The 16034-nt window shown below is 70.8% G+C and carries 15 protein-coding genes and 1 pseudogene; 5 read left to right on the plus strand and 11 right to left on the minus strand.

Annotated elements, in window-relative coordinates:
- From AC1D12_RS07960 to AC1D12_RS07980, 5 genes and pseudogenes are all read right to left on the minus strand, one after another.
- A pseudogene (locus tag AC1D12_RS07960) lies at window positions 1-231 on the minus strand (hypothetical protein); the annotation flags it as partial.
- Between the two features lie 22 nt (window positions 232-253).
- On the minus strand, window positions 254-475 hold the full coding sequence (locus AC1D12_RS07965; RefSeq protein ID WP_047593230.1) for a DUF350 domain-containing protein: 222 nt from the start codon (window positions 473-475) through the stop codon (window positions 254-256).
- Between the two features lie 28 nt (window positions 476-503).
- Window positions 504-2078 (minus strand): DUF4178 domain-containing protein, encoded by a 1575-nt coding sequence (locus AC1D12_RS07970; protein ID WP_477839816.1) that lies wholly within the window; start codon window positions 2076-2078, stop codon window positions 504-506.
- 10 nt (window positions 2079-2088) lie between these two features.
- Complete coding sequence (locus AC1D12_RS07975; protein WP_477824760.1) at window positions 2089-3126, minus strand: SPFH domain-containing protein; 1038 nt, start codon at window positions 3124-3126, stop codon at window positions 2089-2091.
- A 128-nt stretch (window positions 3127-3254) separates the two neighbouring features.
- Window positions 3255-4136 (minus strand): EpsD family peptidyl-prolyl cis-trans isomerase, encoded by an 882-nt coding sequence (locus tag AC1D12_RS07980; protein ID WP_477824761.1) that lies wholly within the window; start codon window positions 4134-4136, stop codon window positions 3255-3257.
- A 207-nt stretch (window positions 4137-4343) separates the two neighbouring features.
- Between AC1D12_RS07980 and AC1D12_RS07985 the strand changes: the two genes are divergently transcribed.
- Window positions 4344-5594 (plus strand): FAD-dependent monooxygenase, encoded by a 1251-nt coding sequence (locus AC1D12_RS07985; protein ID WP_477824762.1) that lies wholly within the window; start codon window positions 4344-4346, stop codon window positions 5592-5594.
- Between the two features lie 6 nt (window positions 5595-5600).
- Here AC1D12_RS07985 and AC1D12_RS07990 read toward each other — a convergent pair whose 3' ends face one another.
- The 5 genes from AC1D12_RS07990 to AC1D12_RS08010 are packed head-to-tail and all read right to left on the minus strand — an operon-like array spanning window position 5601 to window position 10052.
- Window positions 5601-6815: an ROK family transcriptional regulator gene (locus AC1D12_RS07990; RefSeq protein ID WP_477824763.1), complete on the minus strand. Its 1215-nt coding sequence runs from the start codon at window positions 6813-6815 to the stop codon at window positions 5601-5603.
- Window positions 6816-6819: 4 nt separating this feature from the next.
- Window positions 6820-7254 carry an RbsD/FucU family protein gene (locus AC1D12_RS07995; RefSeq protein ID WP_047501804.1) on the minus strand — a complete coding sequence of 145 codons (435 nt, stop codon included), beginning with the start codon at window positions 7252-7254 and terminating at the stop codon, window positions 6820-6822.
- Window positions 7255-7273: 19 nt separating this feature from the next.
- Window positions 7274-8083 (minus strand): ATP-binding cassette domain-containing protein, encoded by an 810-nt coding sequence (locus AC1D12_RS08000; RefSeq protein WP_477824764.1) that lies wholly within the window; start codon window positions 8081-8083, stop codon window positions 7274-7276.
- Entirely contained in the window at window positions 8083-9036 is a 954-nt protein-coding gene (locus AC1D12_RS08005; protein ID WP_465111577.1) for an ABC transporter permease, read from the minus strand. Before AC1D12_RS08005 ends, AC1D12_RS08000 begins: the two co-directional genes overlap by 1 nt.
- Complete coding sequence (locus tag AC1D12_RS08010) at window positions 9036-10052, minus strand: sugar ABC transporter substrate-binding protein (RefSeq protein WP_477839818.1); 1017 nt, start codon at window positions 10050-10052, stop codon at window positions 9036-9038. The genes AC1D12_RS08005 and AC1D12_RS08010 overlap by 1 nt, the downstream gene beginning before the upstream one ends.
- A 181-nt stretch (window positions 10053-10233) precedes the next feature.
- On the opposite strand from AC1D12_RS08010, the gene AC1D12_RS08015 reads away from it, so the two are divergent.
- Window positions 10234-11160 (plus strand): carbohydrate kinase family protein, encoded by a 927-nt coding sequence (locus AC1D12_RS08015; RefSeq protein ID WP_477827854.1) that lies wholly within the window; start codon window positions 10234-10236, stop codon window positions 11158-11160.
- On the opposite strand, the gene AC1D12_RS08020 is transcribed toward AC1D12_RS08015, so the two are convergent.
- Window positions 11161-12000, minus strand: a complete 840-nt coding sequence (locus tag AC1D12_RS08020; protein WP_477839820.1) for a carbon-nitrogen hydrolase family protein — start codon at window positions 11998-12000, stop codon at window positions 11161-11163. It abuts the gene before it with no gap.
- A gap of 147 nt (window positions 12001-12147) precedes the next feature.
- On the opposite strand from AC1D12_RS08020, the gene glnE reads away from it, so the two are divergent.
- From glnE to AC1D12_RS08035, 3 genes are all read left to right on the plus strand, one after another.
- Window positions 12148-14943, plus strand: a complete 2796-nt coding sequence (gene glnE, locus AC1D12_RS08025; RefSeq protein ID WP_477839822.1) for a bifunctional [glutamate--ammonia ligase]-adenylyl-L-tyrosine phosphorylase/[glutamate--ammonia-ligase] adenylyltransferase — start codon at window positions 12148-12150, stop codon at window positions 14941-14943.
- Window positions 14940-15566 carry a rhombosortase gene (rrtA, locus tag AC1D12_RS08030; RefSeq protein ID WP_477839824.1) on the plus strand — a complete coding sequence of 209 codons (627 nt, stop codon included), beginning with the start codon at window positions 14940-14942 and terminating at the stop codon, window positions 15564-15566. The genes glnE and rrtA overlap by 4 nt, the downstream gene beginning before the upstream one ends.
- Window positions 15559-16034: DMT family transporter (locus AC1D12_RS08035; RefSeq protein WP_477839827.1), on the plus strand; the 476-nt coding region annotated here is incomplete at its 3' end. The genes rrtA and AC1D12_RS08035, both read left to right, overlap by 8 nt.

Raw genomic sequence — 16034 nt, forward strand, 5'->3', positions numbered from 1 at the left:
GCAGATGATGGTCGAGAACTGCAGGATCGAATCGCCCAGCAGGTAGCTCGCCAGCGTGCCGGCCGCGAGCTCGTAGACGAGCCCGCAGGCGGCGACGACGAAGACGGACGCGAGCAGCGCCACCTCGGCCGGGCGGATGCCTGTTGCGGCGCCCGTTGGATGCGCCGGGCCGAGCGCCGGGCCGTCCCAAGCCGGCCCGGATCCCCCTGGGGGATCGGACGATGTACTCATCGGACGAGGGGTTGTCAGTTCGTCAGCCGTGGATCGCCGCGGAGACGATCATCCCGATCGCGATGCACATCGAGCCGACGACGATCGCGAGCGCCACGTTCTTCTTCTCGACGATCTCGGCCCACAGGTCATAGGGCGTGATCTTGTCGACGATGATGAAGCTGATCCAGAAGACCAGCACGCCGATCAGTGCAAACAGGATGGAGCCGACGAAGATGCCGGGCTTCATCCATTCGATTCCCATCATGAGAGCCTCCTGTGTGGGGTTGTCTTCACTTGTGGCCGCCGCCGCTCGAGAAGCCGCCGAACGAGCCGCCGCCGGTGCGAAAACCGCTGCCGCCGCTGCGGTTGCTGTTCAGGCAATTGACGTACTCCTGCGAATTCTCGCCGTAGGTGCTGCGCAGGCCGCTGCAATCGGCCGAGCTGCTGCTGCTGCAGCGGAACAGCATCAGCAGCACCGCGATCACGAACATCGCAACGAAGATCTTGGCCAGCAGCCCGCCCGAGCCTGACGTGGGCAGTGCATCCCGCTGCAGCGCCGCGCGCCGGCCGCTGTCCAGCCGGAAGGCCTTCATCACGTCGTCGGCGCTCATCGCGTCGCCGGCCGACCAGACGATCTCGTCGCCCGTCTGCTCGCGGTTCAGCCGCTTGCTGCCGGACTGGTAGTCGGTGTTGAGTGTGCGCTGCGCGCGCGTGAGCTGCCAGTAGAACTCGCCGAGCACGTAGGTGACCTGCCCGGTGTAGGTGTAGAGCTTGCGGTAGGTCGCGCCCTGGTACACCGCCGCGTCACCGCGCAGCTGCGGCACGCCGGTGATCGGCGCCGTCCAGCTCCAGCCGTCCTCCGCATCGACGATGAACGCGAAGCCCTCGGTGCGGTGGTACAGCAGGTACTCGCGCCAGAAGGTCTGCTCGTCGTCGGCGCCGTCGGGCAGCTCGCAGCGCTCGACATAGCCGACCACCTGCCACGGCAGCGGCGCCTTGYCGCCGAGCGCCAGCGTGCCGACGCTGCCGAGCGGGATCTGCGGCTCGCTGCCGTTGTCCTGCACGTAGTGCGCGAGGTCGCCGCCGACGCCCTGCGACACGTCGACCACCGAATGGCACTGGTGGCAGACGATCGATTGCGTCGTCGCGAGCTTCACCTCCAGCGAGGTGCCGCAGTTCGGGCATTCGATGCTGCGCGCCTTCAGCGTCTTCTGCGCCTGCTCGGCGAGGCCCGTCATCGCGAGCTCGCTGATCGCGACCGCGCGGCCGACCGACCACTTCGGCGCGGCCGGATCGCTGTAGTCGAGCGTGCCGACCTCGTCGCGCGTGCTGCGCAGGTCGCTGACGACGAAGCCGCGCTCCGTGTTCGGCTTGACCGGCAGCTCGCCCTGCGCCGCGATCAGCTTCGCGGCCGAGACCGACGCGACCGACCACGGCTGGCCGTTGACGATCTGCTGCTGGCCCGGCCGCAGGCTGGCCGCCTCGGGCACCGCGGCCTGCAGCGGCTGGTCGAACGCGAGCACGTAGCGGCCGTTGTCCTCCGACAGCCAGCCGCTGCGCCCGTTGTCGAACAGCGCATGCCATTCGTTCCACGTGCCCTCGGCGTAGCGGTACTGCAGCCGGCCCACCAGCGTGAAGGCGGCACCCTGCACGCGCCCGCTCGCACCGAGCTGCAGCGGCGAATGGTCGTCGAACAGCTCGGCGCTCTGGCCGATCCTGCGCAGCGCGTCGCCGTCGCGCACGATGGTGCTGCGACAGAAGCTGCAGACCGCGAACGCCGACGCGGCCGAGCGGAACTCGACCTCGGCGCCGCAGTTGGGGCAGGGCGCGCGGTAGGCGCGCTGAGGGCTGGGTTCGGTTGCCAAGAACTGGGTTCTAGACCAGCTTCTTCAGCAATTCGGCCTTCTTGGCGTCGAACTCGTCCTGCGTCAGGATGCCCTTGGCCTTCAGGTCGCCCAGCTTCTCGAGCGTGGCCATCACCTCGTCGGGGCGGATCGCTGCCGCGGCGGCTCCCGCGACCGGCGCTGCCGCCGGCTGCTGCAGCCCATGGCTCAGCTGTTGCGCCAGCACCTGGCCGAGCGCGACACCGGCGCCCAGGCCCATCGCATCGCCGGCGATGCCGCCACCGCCACCGCCGCCCTCGGCGAACTTCGGCAGCGCCTGCGCCGTCTGGTACTGCATGAACTTGCCCATGTCGTTGCCGACCATGCCCATGCCGATCTTCTGGTCGAGGATCTTCTGCAGCTCCTCGGGCAGCGAGATGTTCTGCAGCGTGACGCTCTCGAGCAGCAGGCCGAGCTTGTTGAACGACGGCTGCGTCGCTTCCTGCAGCGCCTTCGCGAACTCGACCTGGTTGGCTGCGAGGTCGAGGAAGGCGATGCCGCTGGACGCGACCGCGTCGGAGATGTGCTGCAGCATCAGCGCGCGCAGCTGGCCGTCGAGTTCGGCGGTGGTGTAGCTGGCGCGCGTGCCCGAGACCTCGGTGTGGAACAGCTTCGGGTCGGCGATGCGGTAGCTGTAGTTGCCGAAGCCGCGCAGGCGCACCGCGCCGAAGTCCTTGTCGCGGATCGTCACCGGCTGGGTCGTGCCCCAGCGCTGGTCGATCTGCTGGCGGGTGCTGAAGAAGTAGACGTCGCTCTTGAACGGGCTCTGGAACAGCTTGTCCCAGTTCTTCAGGTAGGTGAGCACCGGCAGCGTCTGCGTCGTCAGCTTGTAGGTGCCGGGGCCGAACACGTCGGCCACCTTGCCCTCGTTGACGAACACCGCCATCTGCGATTCGCGCACGGTCAGCGAGCCGCCGTACTGGATCTCGTTGTCGGCCATCGGGTAGCGCCAGGCCAGCACGCCGTCGCCGGACTCGGTCCACTCGAGGATGTCGATGAACTGTTTCTTGATGAAATCCATCAGGCCCATGGCGCGAAGCTCCTGGAAAACGACCGGCTCCGGGATCGGAGTGCGGCGAATAATACGCCGCGGCATCGGCCCTTTGTCTCCCCCCTTTTTGGTGAACCGCGCGTGACGCGGCCATCCAGCGGGATCGGCTAGCGCTGGATCGGCGCGGACGCCGCGGCGCTCCACTGCATCGAGCGGCCGATGTACTCGACCCGGGCCTGCTGCTGCAGTGCGGCGAGCCCGCGCTCGACCGCCTTGCGGCGCCGTTCGGTGCGGATCAGCGCCGCGATCTGCTTGACGGCCGCCGAGCGCGAGATCGTCGCCGGCTGCGTCTGCAGCACCGTCAGCACGCGCACGCCGCCGTCTTGCGGCAGCACCAGCGTCTGGCCGACGCGCAGCGGCGCCAGGGCGTCGAGCAGCGCCTGCGGCGTCTCCTCGGGCTGCAGCGCGAACTGGCGCGCGTTCAGCGGCACGCCTTCGACGCGCAGTGCCTCCATGGTCTTGTCGGGCGTGGCCGCGGCCTGCAGCCGGGCCTTCAGCGCATCGAGGCGCGCGGCCGGCAGCGGCAGCACCGCTTCCTGCAGCCACATCAGCCGGCGCTGCGCGAACCAGGCGGGGTGTGTTTCGTAGAACTGGTCGATCTCGTCGCTGGAGGGTTCGACGGCCGTGCCGGCCAGGCGCTCTTCGTACGCGCGGGCCAGCACCTCGCGCTGCGCGGCCTCGATCATCTGCACGGTGCGCGGGTCGCGGTCGAGCCCGGCCTTGCGTGCGGCCTGCGCGGCGAGCGATTCCTGCACCAGGTCGGCCACCGCCTGGCGGCCCGCGGCCTGGGTCTGCGCGTTGCTTTCGCCGATCGCGGCGCGCGGCAGCACGAGCTCGAGCTGGTGCTCGCTGACCGGCTCGCCGTTGATCCGGAAAGCGGCTTGTTCGGTGGAGGCGCCGGCCTGCGGGCTGCACGCGCCGAGAACCGCCCCTGCGGCGGCGATGGCGGGGAGCAGGAAAAGGCGCGCGAGTACTGCGAAGGCGGGCATCTGGGGGGCTGCAAATTAGGGGGGCAACCGGCACCGTACCTCCGCGCATCCAAAGCAGCCATGCCCTGAGTCGGGGGTAGGACGGCGGCGGGCCGGTCATCGGTGGCGAATCGGTGCGAAATGTCACGATGCGGCCGTGCGCGACGGCCTCCTGCGGCGGCGCGACAATGCCGCGTTTCCGCCACACCACCGCTCACGAGGTGCCCGATGACCGCTTCCCGCCCTGCCACTGCGTCATCCGAGAAGCCGCTGACCCTCGCCGTGGTMGGCGCCGGGCCGGTGGGCCTGGCGCTCGCGCTGCTGGCCGCCCGGTCGCTRCCGCAGGCGCAGGTCAGTGTGTTCGATGCCCGGCCGCTCGACAAGGATGTGTCCGGCGACCCGCGCACGCTCGCGCTGTCGCTCGGCAGCGTGCAACTGCTGCAGCGGCTGGAGGCCTGGCAGGCCGATGCGGCGCAGCCGATCACCGAGGTGCATGTCTCGCAGCAGCCGCCGTCGCTCGGCGCGGCGCTGGCCGCGTGGGTCGGCGAGCCGGCGGTGCGCATCAGCGCGCTCGAGGAGGCGGTGCCGATGCTCGGCGCGGTGCTGAGCTATGGCGGCATCGTCGCGCCGCTGCAGCGGGCGTGGCTCGCGGCCTGCGAGCGCGAGCCGCGGCGCCTGCTCAGCCGCTTCGGCCAGCCGGTGCAGGGACTGAAGCCGGTGGGGAATGGTGAGGAGACGGGTGGGGTCGAGGTCGATGCCGGCATCGCCGAGCGCTTCGACATCGCGGTGGTGGCCGAGGGCGGCGTCTTCAGCCAGCTGCCGCGCGAGCGGCTGGGCGGCGTGCGCGAGCCGCTGCACCACGACTACCACCAGACGGCCTGGGTCGGCACCGTGACGCTCGCGAATGCCCGGCCGGGTGTCGCGTACGAGCGCTTCACGCGCCACGGGCCGGCGGCGCTGCTGCCGCTGAAGAACGGGCAGGCCTCGCTGGTGTGGTGCGTGGCGAGCAATGACGACCCGGTCGAGCCGTTGAGCGACGCGCAGCGGCTGGCGGTGCTGAACACGATGTTCGATGCCGAGGTCGGTGCGATCACCGCGGTGTCGCCGCTGAAGCGCTTCGCGCTCGGGCTGAGCGCCGAGCGCACGCTGACCGACGGGCGCACGGTGCGCATCGGCAACGCGGCGCAGACGCTGCACCCGGTGGCGGGGCAGGGGCTGAACCTCGGCCTGCGCGATGCGTTCGAGCTGGTGCAGGCCTTGTCGCGCAACGCGGACGTGGCGCAGGTGTTGCGGCGCCTGGAGTGGCAGCGCGGGCCGGACCGCTGGGCGATGATCGCCGCGACTGATTTCCTGGCGCGCAGCTTCACGTGGAAGCTGCCGGGGGCGGGGGCGGCGCGCGGGCTGGGGATGGTGGCGCTGCAGGCGTTGAAGCCGCTCAAGTCGGCGCTCGCGCGGCAGATGATGTTCGGTTCCCGCTGAAACCCGTCAAGGTTCCAGCTTCAGGAACAGATCCCGGTCCGGCGCGAAGTTCGCATAGAGCGGCAACAGCGCTCCCCCCATCGCCCGTGCATCCGAGCCGATCGTGCCGGGCAGCACCTCTGGCCGCGCGACGCCTTCCCAGCTGTAGCCGTCCAGCGCCACCGTCAGCTCGCGCAGCAGCGCGGCGAGCAGCCCGCGGCCGAACGAGCCGTCGATGATCACGCCCTCCAGGTCGAGCAGGCAGGCGGCCGTGTGCACGGCCAGCGCGATGCCGGGGCAGGCCTCGCGCAGCCAGGCCTCGGTGATCGGCAGCCACGGCGCCGTCAGCGCGCGCTCGTCCAGCCAGGCCTGTTCGGCCAGCCCGGCCTCGCGCCAGCGCGCCTCCAGGTCGAACAGCGAAGCCACGCTCAGCAACTGCCGCGGCAAGCCGTGGCCGTCGCTCGCGCCCAGCGCCAGCGAGCCCACCGCGCCGGCGTTGCCGCTGACGCCGCCGCGCAGGTGGCTGTCCAGCACCAGCCCGCCGCCGATGAAGGTGTCGATGAAGACGTAGAGGTAGCTGCGCATGCTGCGCCCGCGGCCCGCCACCAGCTCGGCCACGCAGGCGGCCGCGGTGTCCTTCACGAACACCACCGGCAACTCGGTCAGCGCGGCCACGCGGGCGCGGATGTCGATCAGCGCCCAGGCCTGCGCCGCCTCGGCCGACACGCCGAGCAGCGATTCCCAGCCGCCCAGCGACAGCGGCGCCGCGACGCCCACGCCGTGCAGCACGCGCGCGCGCTCGGGGCCGAGCCGCCCGCGCAGCTCGGCGAGGCCGTCGGCGATCTCGTTGAACAGGCTGCGCGGATCCGGGAAGGCATAGGCCCGCACCAGCCGCTCGCGCACCTGCCCGGTGAAGTCGACCAGCAGCATGTCCATGCCGCGCCGGCCGATCTTGATGCCGATCGAGAACGCGCCGTCCGGGTTCAGCGCCATCGGCACCGACGGCTGGCCGACCTTGCCGCGCACCGGCGCCTGCTTGACGACCAGCCCGTCGCCCTCGAGCCGGCCGATGATCAACTGCACCGTCTGCGGCGTCAGGTGCGTGAGGCGCGCGATCTCGGCCTTCGGCAGCGCGCCGTGCAGCCGGATCGCCTGCAGCACCACGCGCTCGTTGAACTGGCGCATGCCCACGTGGTTGGAGCCGCGCGGGCGCAGCCGGCTGCTCGCCTGAAGCTCGGTCATTCGATCAGGGCCGAAGGGCGTCGGCGATGACGCCCTTCTTGAAGAGGATGTTGGCGAATGGTTGCATCTCGCCAGTCTGCACGATCGCGTACGCGCCGCGCACGCGCTCGTAGAACGCGAAGCGCTCGATGGCCTCGCACTGCGCGCCCAGCGGGTCGAGGATCTCGCGCTGCAGCGCCGAGCGGTAGCCCTCGGCCGTGCCGCTCACCTGCATGAAGGCCACCGGCCGCGGCACCGCGTCGTCGAGCGGGAACACCGACAGCACGGCCGCGCAGGCCCGTGCCATGCCGATGCCCGGCAGCCGCAACACCGGCTGGCGGCCGGCCAGCGATTCGGCGGTGAAATTGGCGTCGGCCAGCACCACCTCGTCGCCGTGGCCCATCTCGCACAGCAGCTTCAGCAAGGCCGGCGTCAGCACGGGGTCGATGTTCTTCAGCATGGGGTTCCGGTACCGGAATTCAGGCCAGGCAGTCGGCCGGCAGCTCGTCGACCCGCTTCGCGCCGGTCATCACCGCCACCGTGTCGCTCATGCTGATCTTCTTCGGGTTGACCACCGCCGCGCGCTTGCCGAGCCGCGCGATGTGGATGCGGTCGGCGATCTCGAACACGTGCGGCATGTTGTGGCTGATCAGGATCACCGGCAGCCCCTTGTCGCGCACGCGGCGGATCAGCTCGAGCACCATGTTGCCCTCCTTGACGCCGAGCGCCGCGGTGGGTTCGTCCATGATGACCACGTGCTGCGCGAACGCCGCCGCGCGGCCCACCGCGACGCACTGGCGCTGCCCGCCCGAGAGGGTTTCCACCGCCTGCGTCATCGAGCGGATGCCCACCTTCAGCTCGTTCATCCGCGTGATGCTCTCCTCGAGCATCTTCTTCTTGTCGAGCATGCGCAGCACGCTGCCCAGGAAGCCGGGGCGGCGCAGCTCGCGGCCGAGGAACAGGTTCTCGGCGATGCTCATCGCCGGCGCCACCGCGAGATCCTGGTAGACCGTCTCGATGCCGGCGCGGCGCGCGTCGATCGGGCTCTTGAAGTGGATGATCTTGCCGTCGAGCTTGATCTCGCCCTCGTCGGGAATGGTCGCGCCCGACAAGGCCTTGATCAGCGAGGACTTGCCGGCGCCGTTGTCGCCGATCACCGCGAGGATCTCGCCGGCGCGCAGCTCGAAATCGGCACCGTCGAGCGCGACGACCTGGCCGTAGCGCTTCACGAGGCCGCGGGCCTCCATCACGAGAGGGGCTCGAGCGCCCGTTGCGGTATCGGCAGCCATCAGCGCGCTCCCTTGCGAGAAAGTTGGTCGGTGGCCACGGCCAGGATCACCAGCACGCCGGTCACCAGCACCTGGTAGATCGACGACACGCCCATCAGCGTCAGCCCGTTGCGGAACACGCCGACGATCAGCGCCCCGACCAGCGAGCCGAGGATCACGCCGCGCCCGCCGAACAGGCTGGTGCCGCCGAGCACCACCGCGGTGATCGCGTCCAGGTTCTCGGTCTGCCCGGCGTTCGGGTCGCCGACGCCGGTGCGCGCCACCGACAGCAGCGACGCGATGCCGTAGAACACGCCGGCCAGCACGTAGACCCCGAGCAGCACGCGCTGCGTCGGGATGCCGGTCAGCCGGGTCGCCTCAGGGCTGTTGCCCACCGCGTAGACGTGGCGGCCCGAGGCCGTCTCGCGCAGCGCGAACCAGGCCAGCCCGTACAGCGCGAGCATCAGCACCACGCCGTAGGCGACGTTGGTGGTGCCGCCGAGTGCGAAGGTGTTGCCCAGCATCGTCATCGCCTCGGGCACGTCGGTCACCGTCTGCGAGTTCGAATACAGCTGCGTGATCGCGAACGCGATGTTCAGCGTGCCCAGCGTGACGATGAACGGCGGCAGCTTGATGCGCGTGACGAGCAGCCCGTTGACCAGCCCGAACAGCGTCGTCACGCCGATGCCGCACAGCACGGCGAGGAGCGGCGGCAGCCCGAGCTCGGTCGCGAACTTCGTCATCACGATGCCGCCCAGCGCCATCACCATGCCGCAGGACAGGTCGATGCCGGCGGTCAGGATGATCAGCGTCTGGCCGATCGCGATGACGCCGACCACCATCACCTGCTGCAGCACCAGCGACAGGTTGCCGCCGGTCAGGAAGCGTTCGTTCTGCGTCGCGAAGAAACCGCAGGCGAGCAGCAGCGCGATGAAGGGGCCGAGCGTCGCGAGCGGGGGCAGCCGCCCCTTCATCACTTCTTGCCCCAGCACAGGTCCGTGCCGGTCTTCACGTCCTTGCTGTCGACCCCCGCCACCGGCTTCGCGGCGATCAGCGTGACGCCGGTGTCGGTGTAGCCGCTCGGCTTCTTGCCGGTCTTCGCGTACTCGATGCCGGCCTCGACGCCCATCGCCGCCATCTTCAGCGGGTACTGCTGCGAAGTCGCTGCGATGATGCCGGCGCCGACGTCCTTGATGCCCTGGCAGCCGCCGTCGACCGAGACGATCGTGACGCCCTTCTCCTTGCCGGCCGACTTCAGCGCCTTGTACGCACCGGCGGCCGCCGGCTCGTTGATCGTGTAGACGAGGGTCACCTCGGGGCTCTTCTGCAGGCAGTTCTCCATCGCGGTCTGCGCCTTGGCCTGGTCGCCGTAGCTGTCGGCCATGCAGACCACCTCGGCGGCCTTGCCCAGCTCGTTGCTCTTCGCATCGGGGGCGGCCAGGCCGAAGCCCTTCAGGAAGCCGTTGTGGCGCTGCGCGCCGACCGGGTGGCCGGGGAACAGGTCGAGCGTGACGATCTTCACCGGCTTGCCTGCCGTCGCGACCTTCGCGTACTGGCCGATCAGCACGCCGGCCTGGTAGTTGTCGGTCGCGAACAGCGCGTCGGTGCCCTCGGTCGGGTCGGTCGGGCTGTCGAGCGCGATCACCAGCACGCCCTTGTCGCGCGCCTTCTTGATGGCCGGCACGATCGCCTTCGAGTCGCTCGGCGTGATCAGGATGGTCTTGGCGCCGGCGGCGATCATGTTCTCCATCGCGGTCACCTGGCCGGCGTTGTCGCCATCGGCCTTGCCGGCGCCGCTCAGCAGCTTTGCGCCCTTGGCCTTCGCGGCCTCGTTGGCGCCTTCCTTCATCTTCACGAAGAACGGATTGGTCTCGGTCTTCGTGATCAGGCCGATGATCGGCTGKTCGGCAGCGTGGACCGACGCGGCGCCGGCTGCGAACAGGGCAGCGGCGGCGATCGACGACAGGATCGGCAGGGTCTTCAGGCGCATGTCTTGTCTCCGGGTGTTGTGGGGTCTGGATGCGAAAGCGCGTATCGGCAGCGCGCAGCAAAGTATGGGCAACGGCGTTTAATAAATCAAGTTGATTGATTAATGGAAAACCCTGTAGCCTCCGCGACCCGCCGGGGGCAAGCTGGCGCGCCCTTTTGCGCGCCCTTTTCTGGAGAGTCCGATGTTCGTGGTGTGTGGCGAAGCCTTGATGGATGTGTTCTCGACCGGTTCGACACCGACGGGTGTCCGCATGGATGCGCGCATCGGCGGTTCGCCGTTCAACGTCGCGGTCGGGCTGGCGCGGCTCGATCAGCCGGTCGCATTCTTCGGCGGCGTGTCGAGCGGCTTCCTGGGCGAGCGGCTGGTGGCGGCGATGCGGGCGGAGCGCGTCGACACGCGGGCGCTGCACGTCAGCAGTGCGCCGACCACGCTCGGCCTGGTCGGGCTGGATGCGGCCGGCGTGCCCTCGTATGCGTTCTACGGCCACGGCGCGGCCGACCGCGAGGTGCCGCTCGAGGCGCTGCAGCGCGTGCCGGGCGATGCGAAGGTGATCCACGTCGGCTCGTTCAACACCGTCGTCGAGCCGGTGGCGGGCACGTTGCGGGCGCTGGTCGAGCGCGAGCACGGGCGCTGCCTGATCTCCTACGACCCGAACATCCGGCTGAACGTCGAGCCCGAGGTCGCGCGCTGGCGCGAGCAGCTGCAGTGGATGCTGCCGCGCACGCACCTGCTGAAGGTCAGCGACGAGGATCTCGCGCTGCTGTACCCGGGCGTCGAGCACGAGGTGCTGGCCCGGCAGTGGCTTGCGGCCGGCGTGACGCTGGTGGTGGTGACGCGCGGCGCGAAGGGGGCGATCGGCTGGACGGCCGGCGCGCAGGCCGAGGCGCAGCCGGTGGTGGTGGCGGTGATCGACACGGTCGGTGCCGGCGACACCTTCCAGGCGGCGCTGCTGACCTGGCTGGCCGAGCGCGACGCGCTGTCGGGGCGGGCGATCGCGGCGCTGGACGGCGCACAGCTGGCCGATGCGCTGAACTTCGCAGCGCGTGCGGCGGCCATCACCTGCTCGCGGCGCGGGGCGGACCTGCCGCGGCGCAACGAGCTGAACTGATCAGGCCGCGATCCACCTCGGCTGGCGGTGCGTCAGCGCCGGCAGCTGCATCCGCACCTGCGCGATCCGCGCCGGGTCCAGCGTCGCCATCACGACCCCTTCGCCCTCCTCGCGCATCGCGAGCACCTCGCCCCACGGGTCGGCGATCAGGCTGTGGCCGAAGGTGCGGCGGCCGTTCTCGTGCAGCCCGCCCTGCGCCGGCGCGATCACGTAGCACTGGTTCTCGACCGCGCGCGCCCGCAGCAGCAGCTCCCAGTGCGCCTTCCCGGTGGTGTGCGTGAACGCCGCCGGCACCGCCAGCAGGTCGCACGGCGGCGACATCATCGCGCGGTACAGCTCGGGGAAGCGCAGGTCGTAGCAGATGCTCAGGCCGACGCGCAGCCCGTCGGCGTCGAAGGTCACCGGCTCGCTGCCGGCCCGCAGCACGCGGCCTTCGTCGAAGTTCTCGCGGCCGTTGTCGTAGCGGAACAGGTGCATCTTGTCGTAGCGCGCCGCGAGCGTGCCGTCGGGTGCGAACACGCAGCTCGCGTTGAGCACGCGGTCGGGGCTGCCGGTGCCGGACTCGTTGAATGCGCCGATGCGCATGGGCAGCGTGCCGCCGATGATCCAGATCCCGTGGCTGCGCGCCGCCTCGGACAGCATCGCCTGGATCGGCCCGTCGCCCGGCGCCTCGGCCAGCGCGAGCTTGTCGCGGTCGCTGTGGCCCATCAGGCAGAAGTACTCCGGCAGCCCGACCAGCCGGGCGCCTGCCGCGGCGGCCTGCGCGATCAGCCGGCGGGCATGGTCCAGGTTCTCGTCGACGCGCGGCGTCGAGACCGTTTGAAGTGCGGCGATCAGCATCGGGGTTTCCCTGAAGAATGTGGCCTTCCTCACGCCGTGAGGGCCAGAGCGCAAGAGCTTACGTCGGACTCCGGGCCTGCGCCCGTCACAGGAATAGCAGCTRGGGCAGAATCCGACCGCCTTCCTTGACACGGGCAGCAACGTCTCATGGCTCTCGAGTCTTCCACCCTGGGCGCACCGGCCGCCGCTGCATCCACGCCGCCCGGCCCGGCACGCGCCGAGCACAGCCGCTTCGTGCAGCGGATCCGCCGCCGCTTTGGCGCCGAGCTGTCGCTGCTGGCGCCCGGCCTGCCGACCCGCGAGCCGATCGAGGCGCTGATCGACGCGCTGCTGGCCACCGAGCGCACGCTGCCGAGCGCGCTGCGCGTCGCCCGCCACCTGGTGCTGGAACGCCTGGCCGTGCTCGACATCGAGCAGGGCGCGGCGATGGAGGACATCACCCGCGCGATGACCGAGCTGGCCGAGACCACGCTCGACCGCGCGATCGCGCAGGCGCAGCACGAGCAGGACCAGCGCTACGGCGCGCCGCTGAACGCCGACGGCCGGCGCATCGACTTCTGGGTCGTCGGCATGGGCAAGCTGGGCGCGCGCGAGCTGAACGTCTCGTCCGACATCGACCTGGTCTACGTCTATGAAGAAGACGGCGAGACCGCCGGGCCGCAGCAGGTCACCGCGCACGAATACTTCTCGCAGCTCGCGCGCAGCCTGTACGCGCTGATCGGCGACACCACCGACGACGGCTTCGTGTTCCGGGTCGACCTCGCGCTGCGCCCGAACGGCAACTCCGGCCCGCCGGTGGTGAGCCTCGCGATGCTGGAGGAGYACTTCCTGGTGCAGGGCCGCGAGTGGGAGCGCTTCGCATGGCTGAAGAGCCGCGTCGTCGCGCCGCGCGAGAGCGTGCGCAACGGCCGCGCGCTCGCGCTGCGCTCCACCGTGACCAGCTTCGTCTACCGCCGCTACCTCGACTACGGCGTGTTCGAGGGGCTGCGCCAGCTGCACCGCAAGGTGCGCGACGAAGCGCAGCGCCGGGCCGCCGGCCGGCCGGAGCGCGCGAACGACGTGAAGCTGTCGCGCGGCGGCATCCGCGAGATCGAGTTCATCGTGCAGCTGCTGCTGGTGGTGCGCGGCGGGCAGTTCCCCGAGATCCGCACCCGCTCGACGCTGAAGGCCCTGGCCAAGCTGACCGCCGGCGGCTTGATGAAGCCGGCCAGCGCCGACCGGCTGGCCGAGGCCTACACCTTCCTGCGCCGCATCGAGCACCGCATCCAGTTTCTCGACGACCAGCAGACGCATTTGCTGCCGACCGCCGACGAGGACCTGAACTGGATCGCGCGCAGCATGGGCCTGCACTGCGGCAAGGTCTCGTGCGAGCTGCTCGAACTGCTGGGCGCGGCGCGCGAGATGGTCGCGCTCGAATTCGACGCGCTGCTGCACGAAGGCCAGGCGCCCGCCGCCTGCCCGCCCGGCAAGAAGGCCGGCAGCTGCAAGACCTGCGGCCCGCCGCCGCAGCCGGTCGACAGTGAGGACTTCATCGAGAAGCTGCCGCCGGAGATCGCCAGCCGCGTGCGCAGCTGGTGCGGCCAGCCGAAGATCCGCGCGCTGCGCGACGACAGCAAGGTGCGGCTGGCGCGGCTGATCACGCGCACGGTCGAGGCCGTCGGCGACCGGCGCTGCACGATGGACGCCGCGGCGCGCTTCGTCGACTGGGTCGAGCCGCTGCTGCGCCGCGAGAGCTACCTCGCGCTGCTGGTCGAGCGGCCCGAGGTGCACAACCGGCTGCTGCGCCTGCTCGGCCTGGCGCGCTGGCCGATGCGCTACCTGATGCAGCACCCGGGCGTGATCGACGAGCTGGCCGACGAGCGCCTGCTGCACGGCCGCTTCGACGCCACCGAATTCATCGCCGACCTGGAGGCGCGCCACGAGGCCTGGGAGCGCTCCGGCCAGGCCGATGAAGAGTCGCTGCTCGACACGCTGCGCCGCGCCCACCATGCCGAGGTGTTCCGCACSCTGGYGCGCGACGTCGAGGGCCACATCACGGTGGAGCAGGTGGCCGACGACCTGTCGGCGCTGGCCGATGCCACGCTGCAGTGCGCGCTGAACTGGGCCTGGGGCCACCTGAAGCTGCGCCATCGGCCGGCGCCGCGCTTCGCGGTGGTGGCCTACGGCAAGCTGGGCGGCAAGGAGCTCGGCTACGGCAGCGACCTCGACGTGGTGTTCCTGTACGACGACGGCGACGAGCCGGACACCGACCGCGCCGCCGAGGTCTATGCCGCCTTCGTGCGCAAGCTGATCACCTGGCTCACGCTGCGCACCGCGGCCGGCGAGCTGTTCGACATCGACACCGCGCTGCGGCCGAACGGCAGCTCGGGCCTGCTCGTCACCTCGCTGGCCTCGTTCGAGAACTACCAGCGTGGGCGCGGCAGCAACACCGCGTGGACCTGGGAACACCAGGCCGTGACGCGGGCGCGCTTCTGCGCCGGCGATGCGGAACTGGCGCCGCGCTTCGAGGCGGTGCGCCGCGCGGTGCTGTGCGCGCCGCGCGACCCCGCCGCGCTGCGCACCGAGGTGCAGGCGATGCGCGAGAAGGTGCGCAGCGCCCATCCGGTGCGCGGCGCGTTGTTCGACGTCAAGCACAGTGCAGGCGGCATGATGGACGCCGAGTTCGCGGTGCAGACGCTGGTGCTGGCGCATGGCGCGCAGCATCCGGAGCTGCTCGACAACGTCGGCAACATCGCACTGCTGCAGCGTGCCGAGGTCTGCGGGCTGCTGCCAGCCGGCGTCGGCAGCGCGGCGGCCGATGCCTACCGCGAGTTGCGCCGCGCGCAACACCGGGCGCGGCTCGACGAGCAGCCGACCCAGTTCGATCCGGCGCCGCTGGCCGCGTACCGCGATGCGGTGCTCGCGCTGTGCGCCGTGGTGTTCCCCGCGTCGGCCGGCGCTTGATCACCAAGGGTCCCCGCGCATTGCGACAGCCCGGGCGGGCCTGGGGACTGCTGTCCGCATCGATCTTCCTCGCGACGCTCGCGGCCCAGGCGGTGCCGAAGGCGGTGCTCGACTGGCAGCCCGGGCTCGCGGCCACCGAGCCGTGGCGCTGGTGGACGGCGCTGTTCGTGCATTTCAGCCTGCTGCACCTCGGTGCCAACCTGCTCGGGCTGGTGCTGGTCGCGACGCTCGGCCTGTCGGCGCGCGTGCCGTGGCCGATGAGCGCGGCGTGGTTCGCGGCCTGGCCGCTGACGCACCTTGCGCTGCTGCTGCAGCCGGAGTTGCGCCACTACGGCGGGCTGTCGGGCGTGCTGCATGCGGCGGTGGCGATCGTCGCGGTGCACCTGCTGACGGCGCCGCAGGTGCCGCGCCATCACCGGTGGATCGGCGGCGCGGTCCTCGCGGGCCTGTGCGCGAAGGTGGTCAGCGAGTCGCCGTGGCTCGGGCCGGTGCAGCACACGCCCGGCTGGGACATCGGCGTCGCCCCGATTGCGCATGCGTGCGGGCTGGTCGTCGGCGTCGCCTGTGCGCTGATCGCCGCGGGCCTGCAGCGCCGTCCCGCCGGAACCGGACCCCATGACTGAACGAAAGAGCGCGCTCGATACGCTGGCCGTGACCTCGCTGATCGGCCTGTGCTTCCTGTGGGGGCTGAACCAGGTCGCCGCGAAGGCGGCGCTGCCCGAGGTGCCGCCGCTGCAGCAGGCGGCGCTGCGCTCGGCGGGCGGCGCGCTGCTGGTGTTCCTGTGGTCGCGCTGGCGCGGCATCCGGCTGTTCGAGCGCGACGGCACGCTGGCCGGCGGACTGCTTGCCGGCGCACTGTTCGCCGCCGAGTTCGTCTGCATCTTCCTCGGGCTGCAGTTCACCAGCGCGTCGCGCATGGTGGTGTTCATCTACCTGTCGCCATTCGTCGTCGCGCTCGGCATGCCGTTCATCGCGCACTCGGAGCGGTTGTCGGGCGTGCAGGTGGGCGGGCTGGTCGCCGCGTTCGCGGGCGTCGCGTGGGCCTTTGCCGAGGGCTTCTCGCGGCCGGCCGTCGGCGCGCACCAGTGGAT

The sequence above is a fragment of the Rhizobacter sp. P1_G5 genome (genome assembly GCF_056405435.1).

Excerpts from the sequence above, each read along its gene's own strand:
- AC1D12_RS07980 (WP_477824761.1), bottom strand. The coding sequence starts at position 4,136 with ATGCCCGCCTTCGCAGTACTCGCGCGCCTTTTCCTGCTCCCCGCCATC.
- AC1D12_RS08020 (WP_477839820.1), bottom strand. The coding sequence starts at position 12,000 with ATGCTGATCGCCGCACTTCAAACGGTCTCGACGCCGCGCGTCGACGAG.
- AC1D12_RS08015 (WP_477827854.1), top strand. The coding sequence starts at position 10,234 with ATGTTCGTGGTGTGTGGCGAAGCCTTGATGGATGTGTTCTCGACCGGT.
- AC1D12_RS07975 (WP_477824760.1), bottom strand. The coding sequence starts at position 3,126 with ATGGGCCTGATGGATTTCATCAAGAAACAGTTCATCGACATCCTCGAG.
- AC1D12_RS07995 (WP_047501804.1), bottom strand. The coding sequence starts at position 7,254 with ATGCTGAAGAACATCGACCCCGTGCTGACGCCGGCCTTGCTGAAGCTG.
- AC1D12_RS07990 (WP_477824763.1), bottom strand. The coding sequence starts at position 6,815 with ATGACCGAGCTTCAGGCGAGCAGCCGGCTGCGCCCGCGCGGCTCCAAC.
- AC1D12_RS08000 (WP_477824764.1), bottom strand. The coding sequence starts at position 8,083 with ATGGCTGCCGATACCGCAACGGGCGCTCGAGCCCCTCTCGTGATGGAG.
- AC1D12_RS08005 (WP_465111577.1), bottom strand. The coding sequence starts at position 9,036 with ATGAAGGGGCGGCTGCCCCCGCTCGCGACGCTCGGCCCCTTCATCGCG.
- AC1D12_RS07965 (WP_047593230.1), bottom strand. The coding sequence starts at position 475 with ATGGGAATCGAATGGATGAAGCCCGGCATCTTCGTCGGCTCCATCCTG.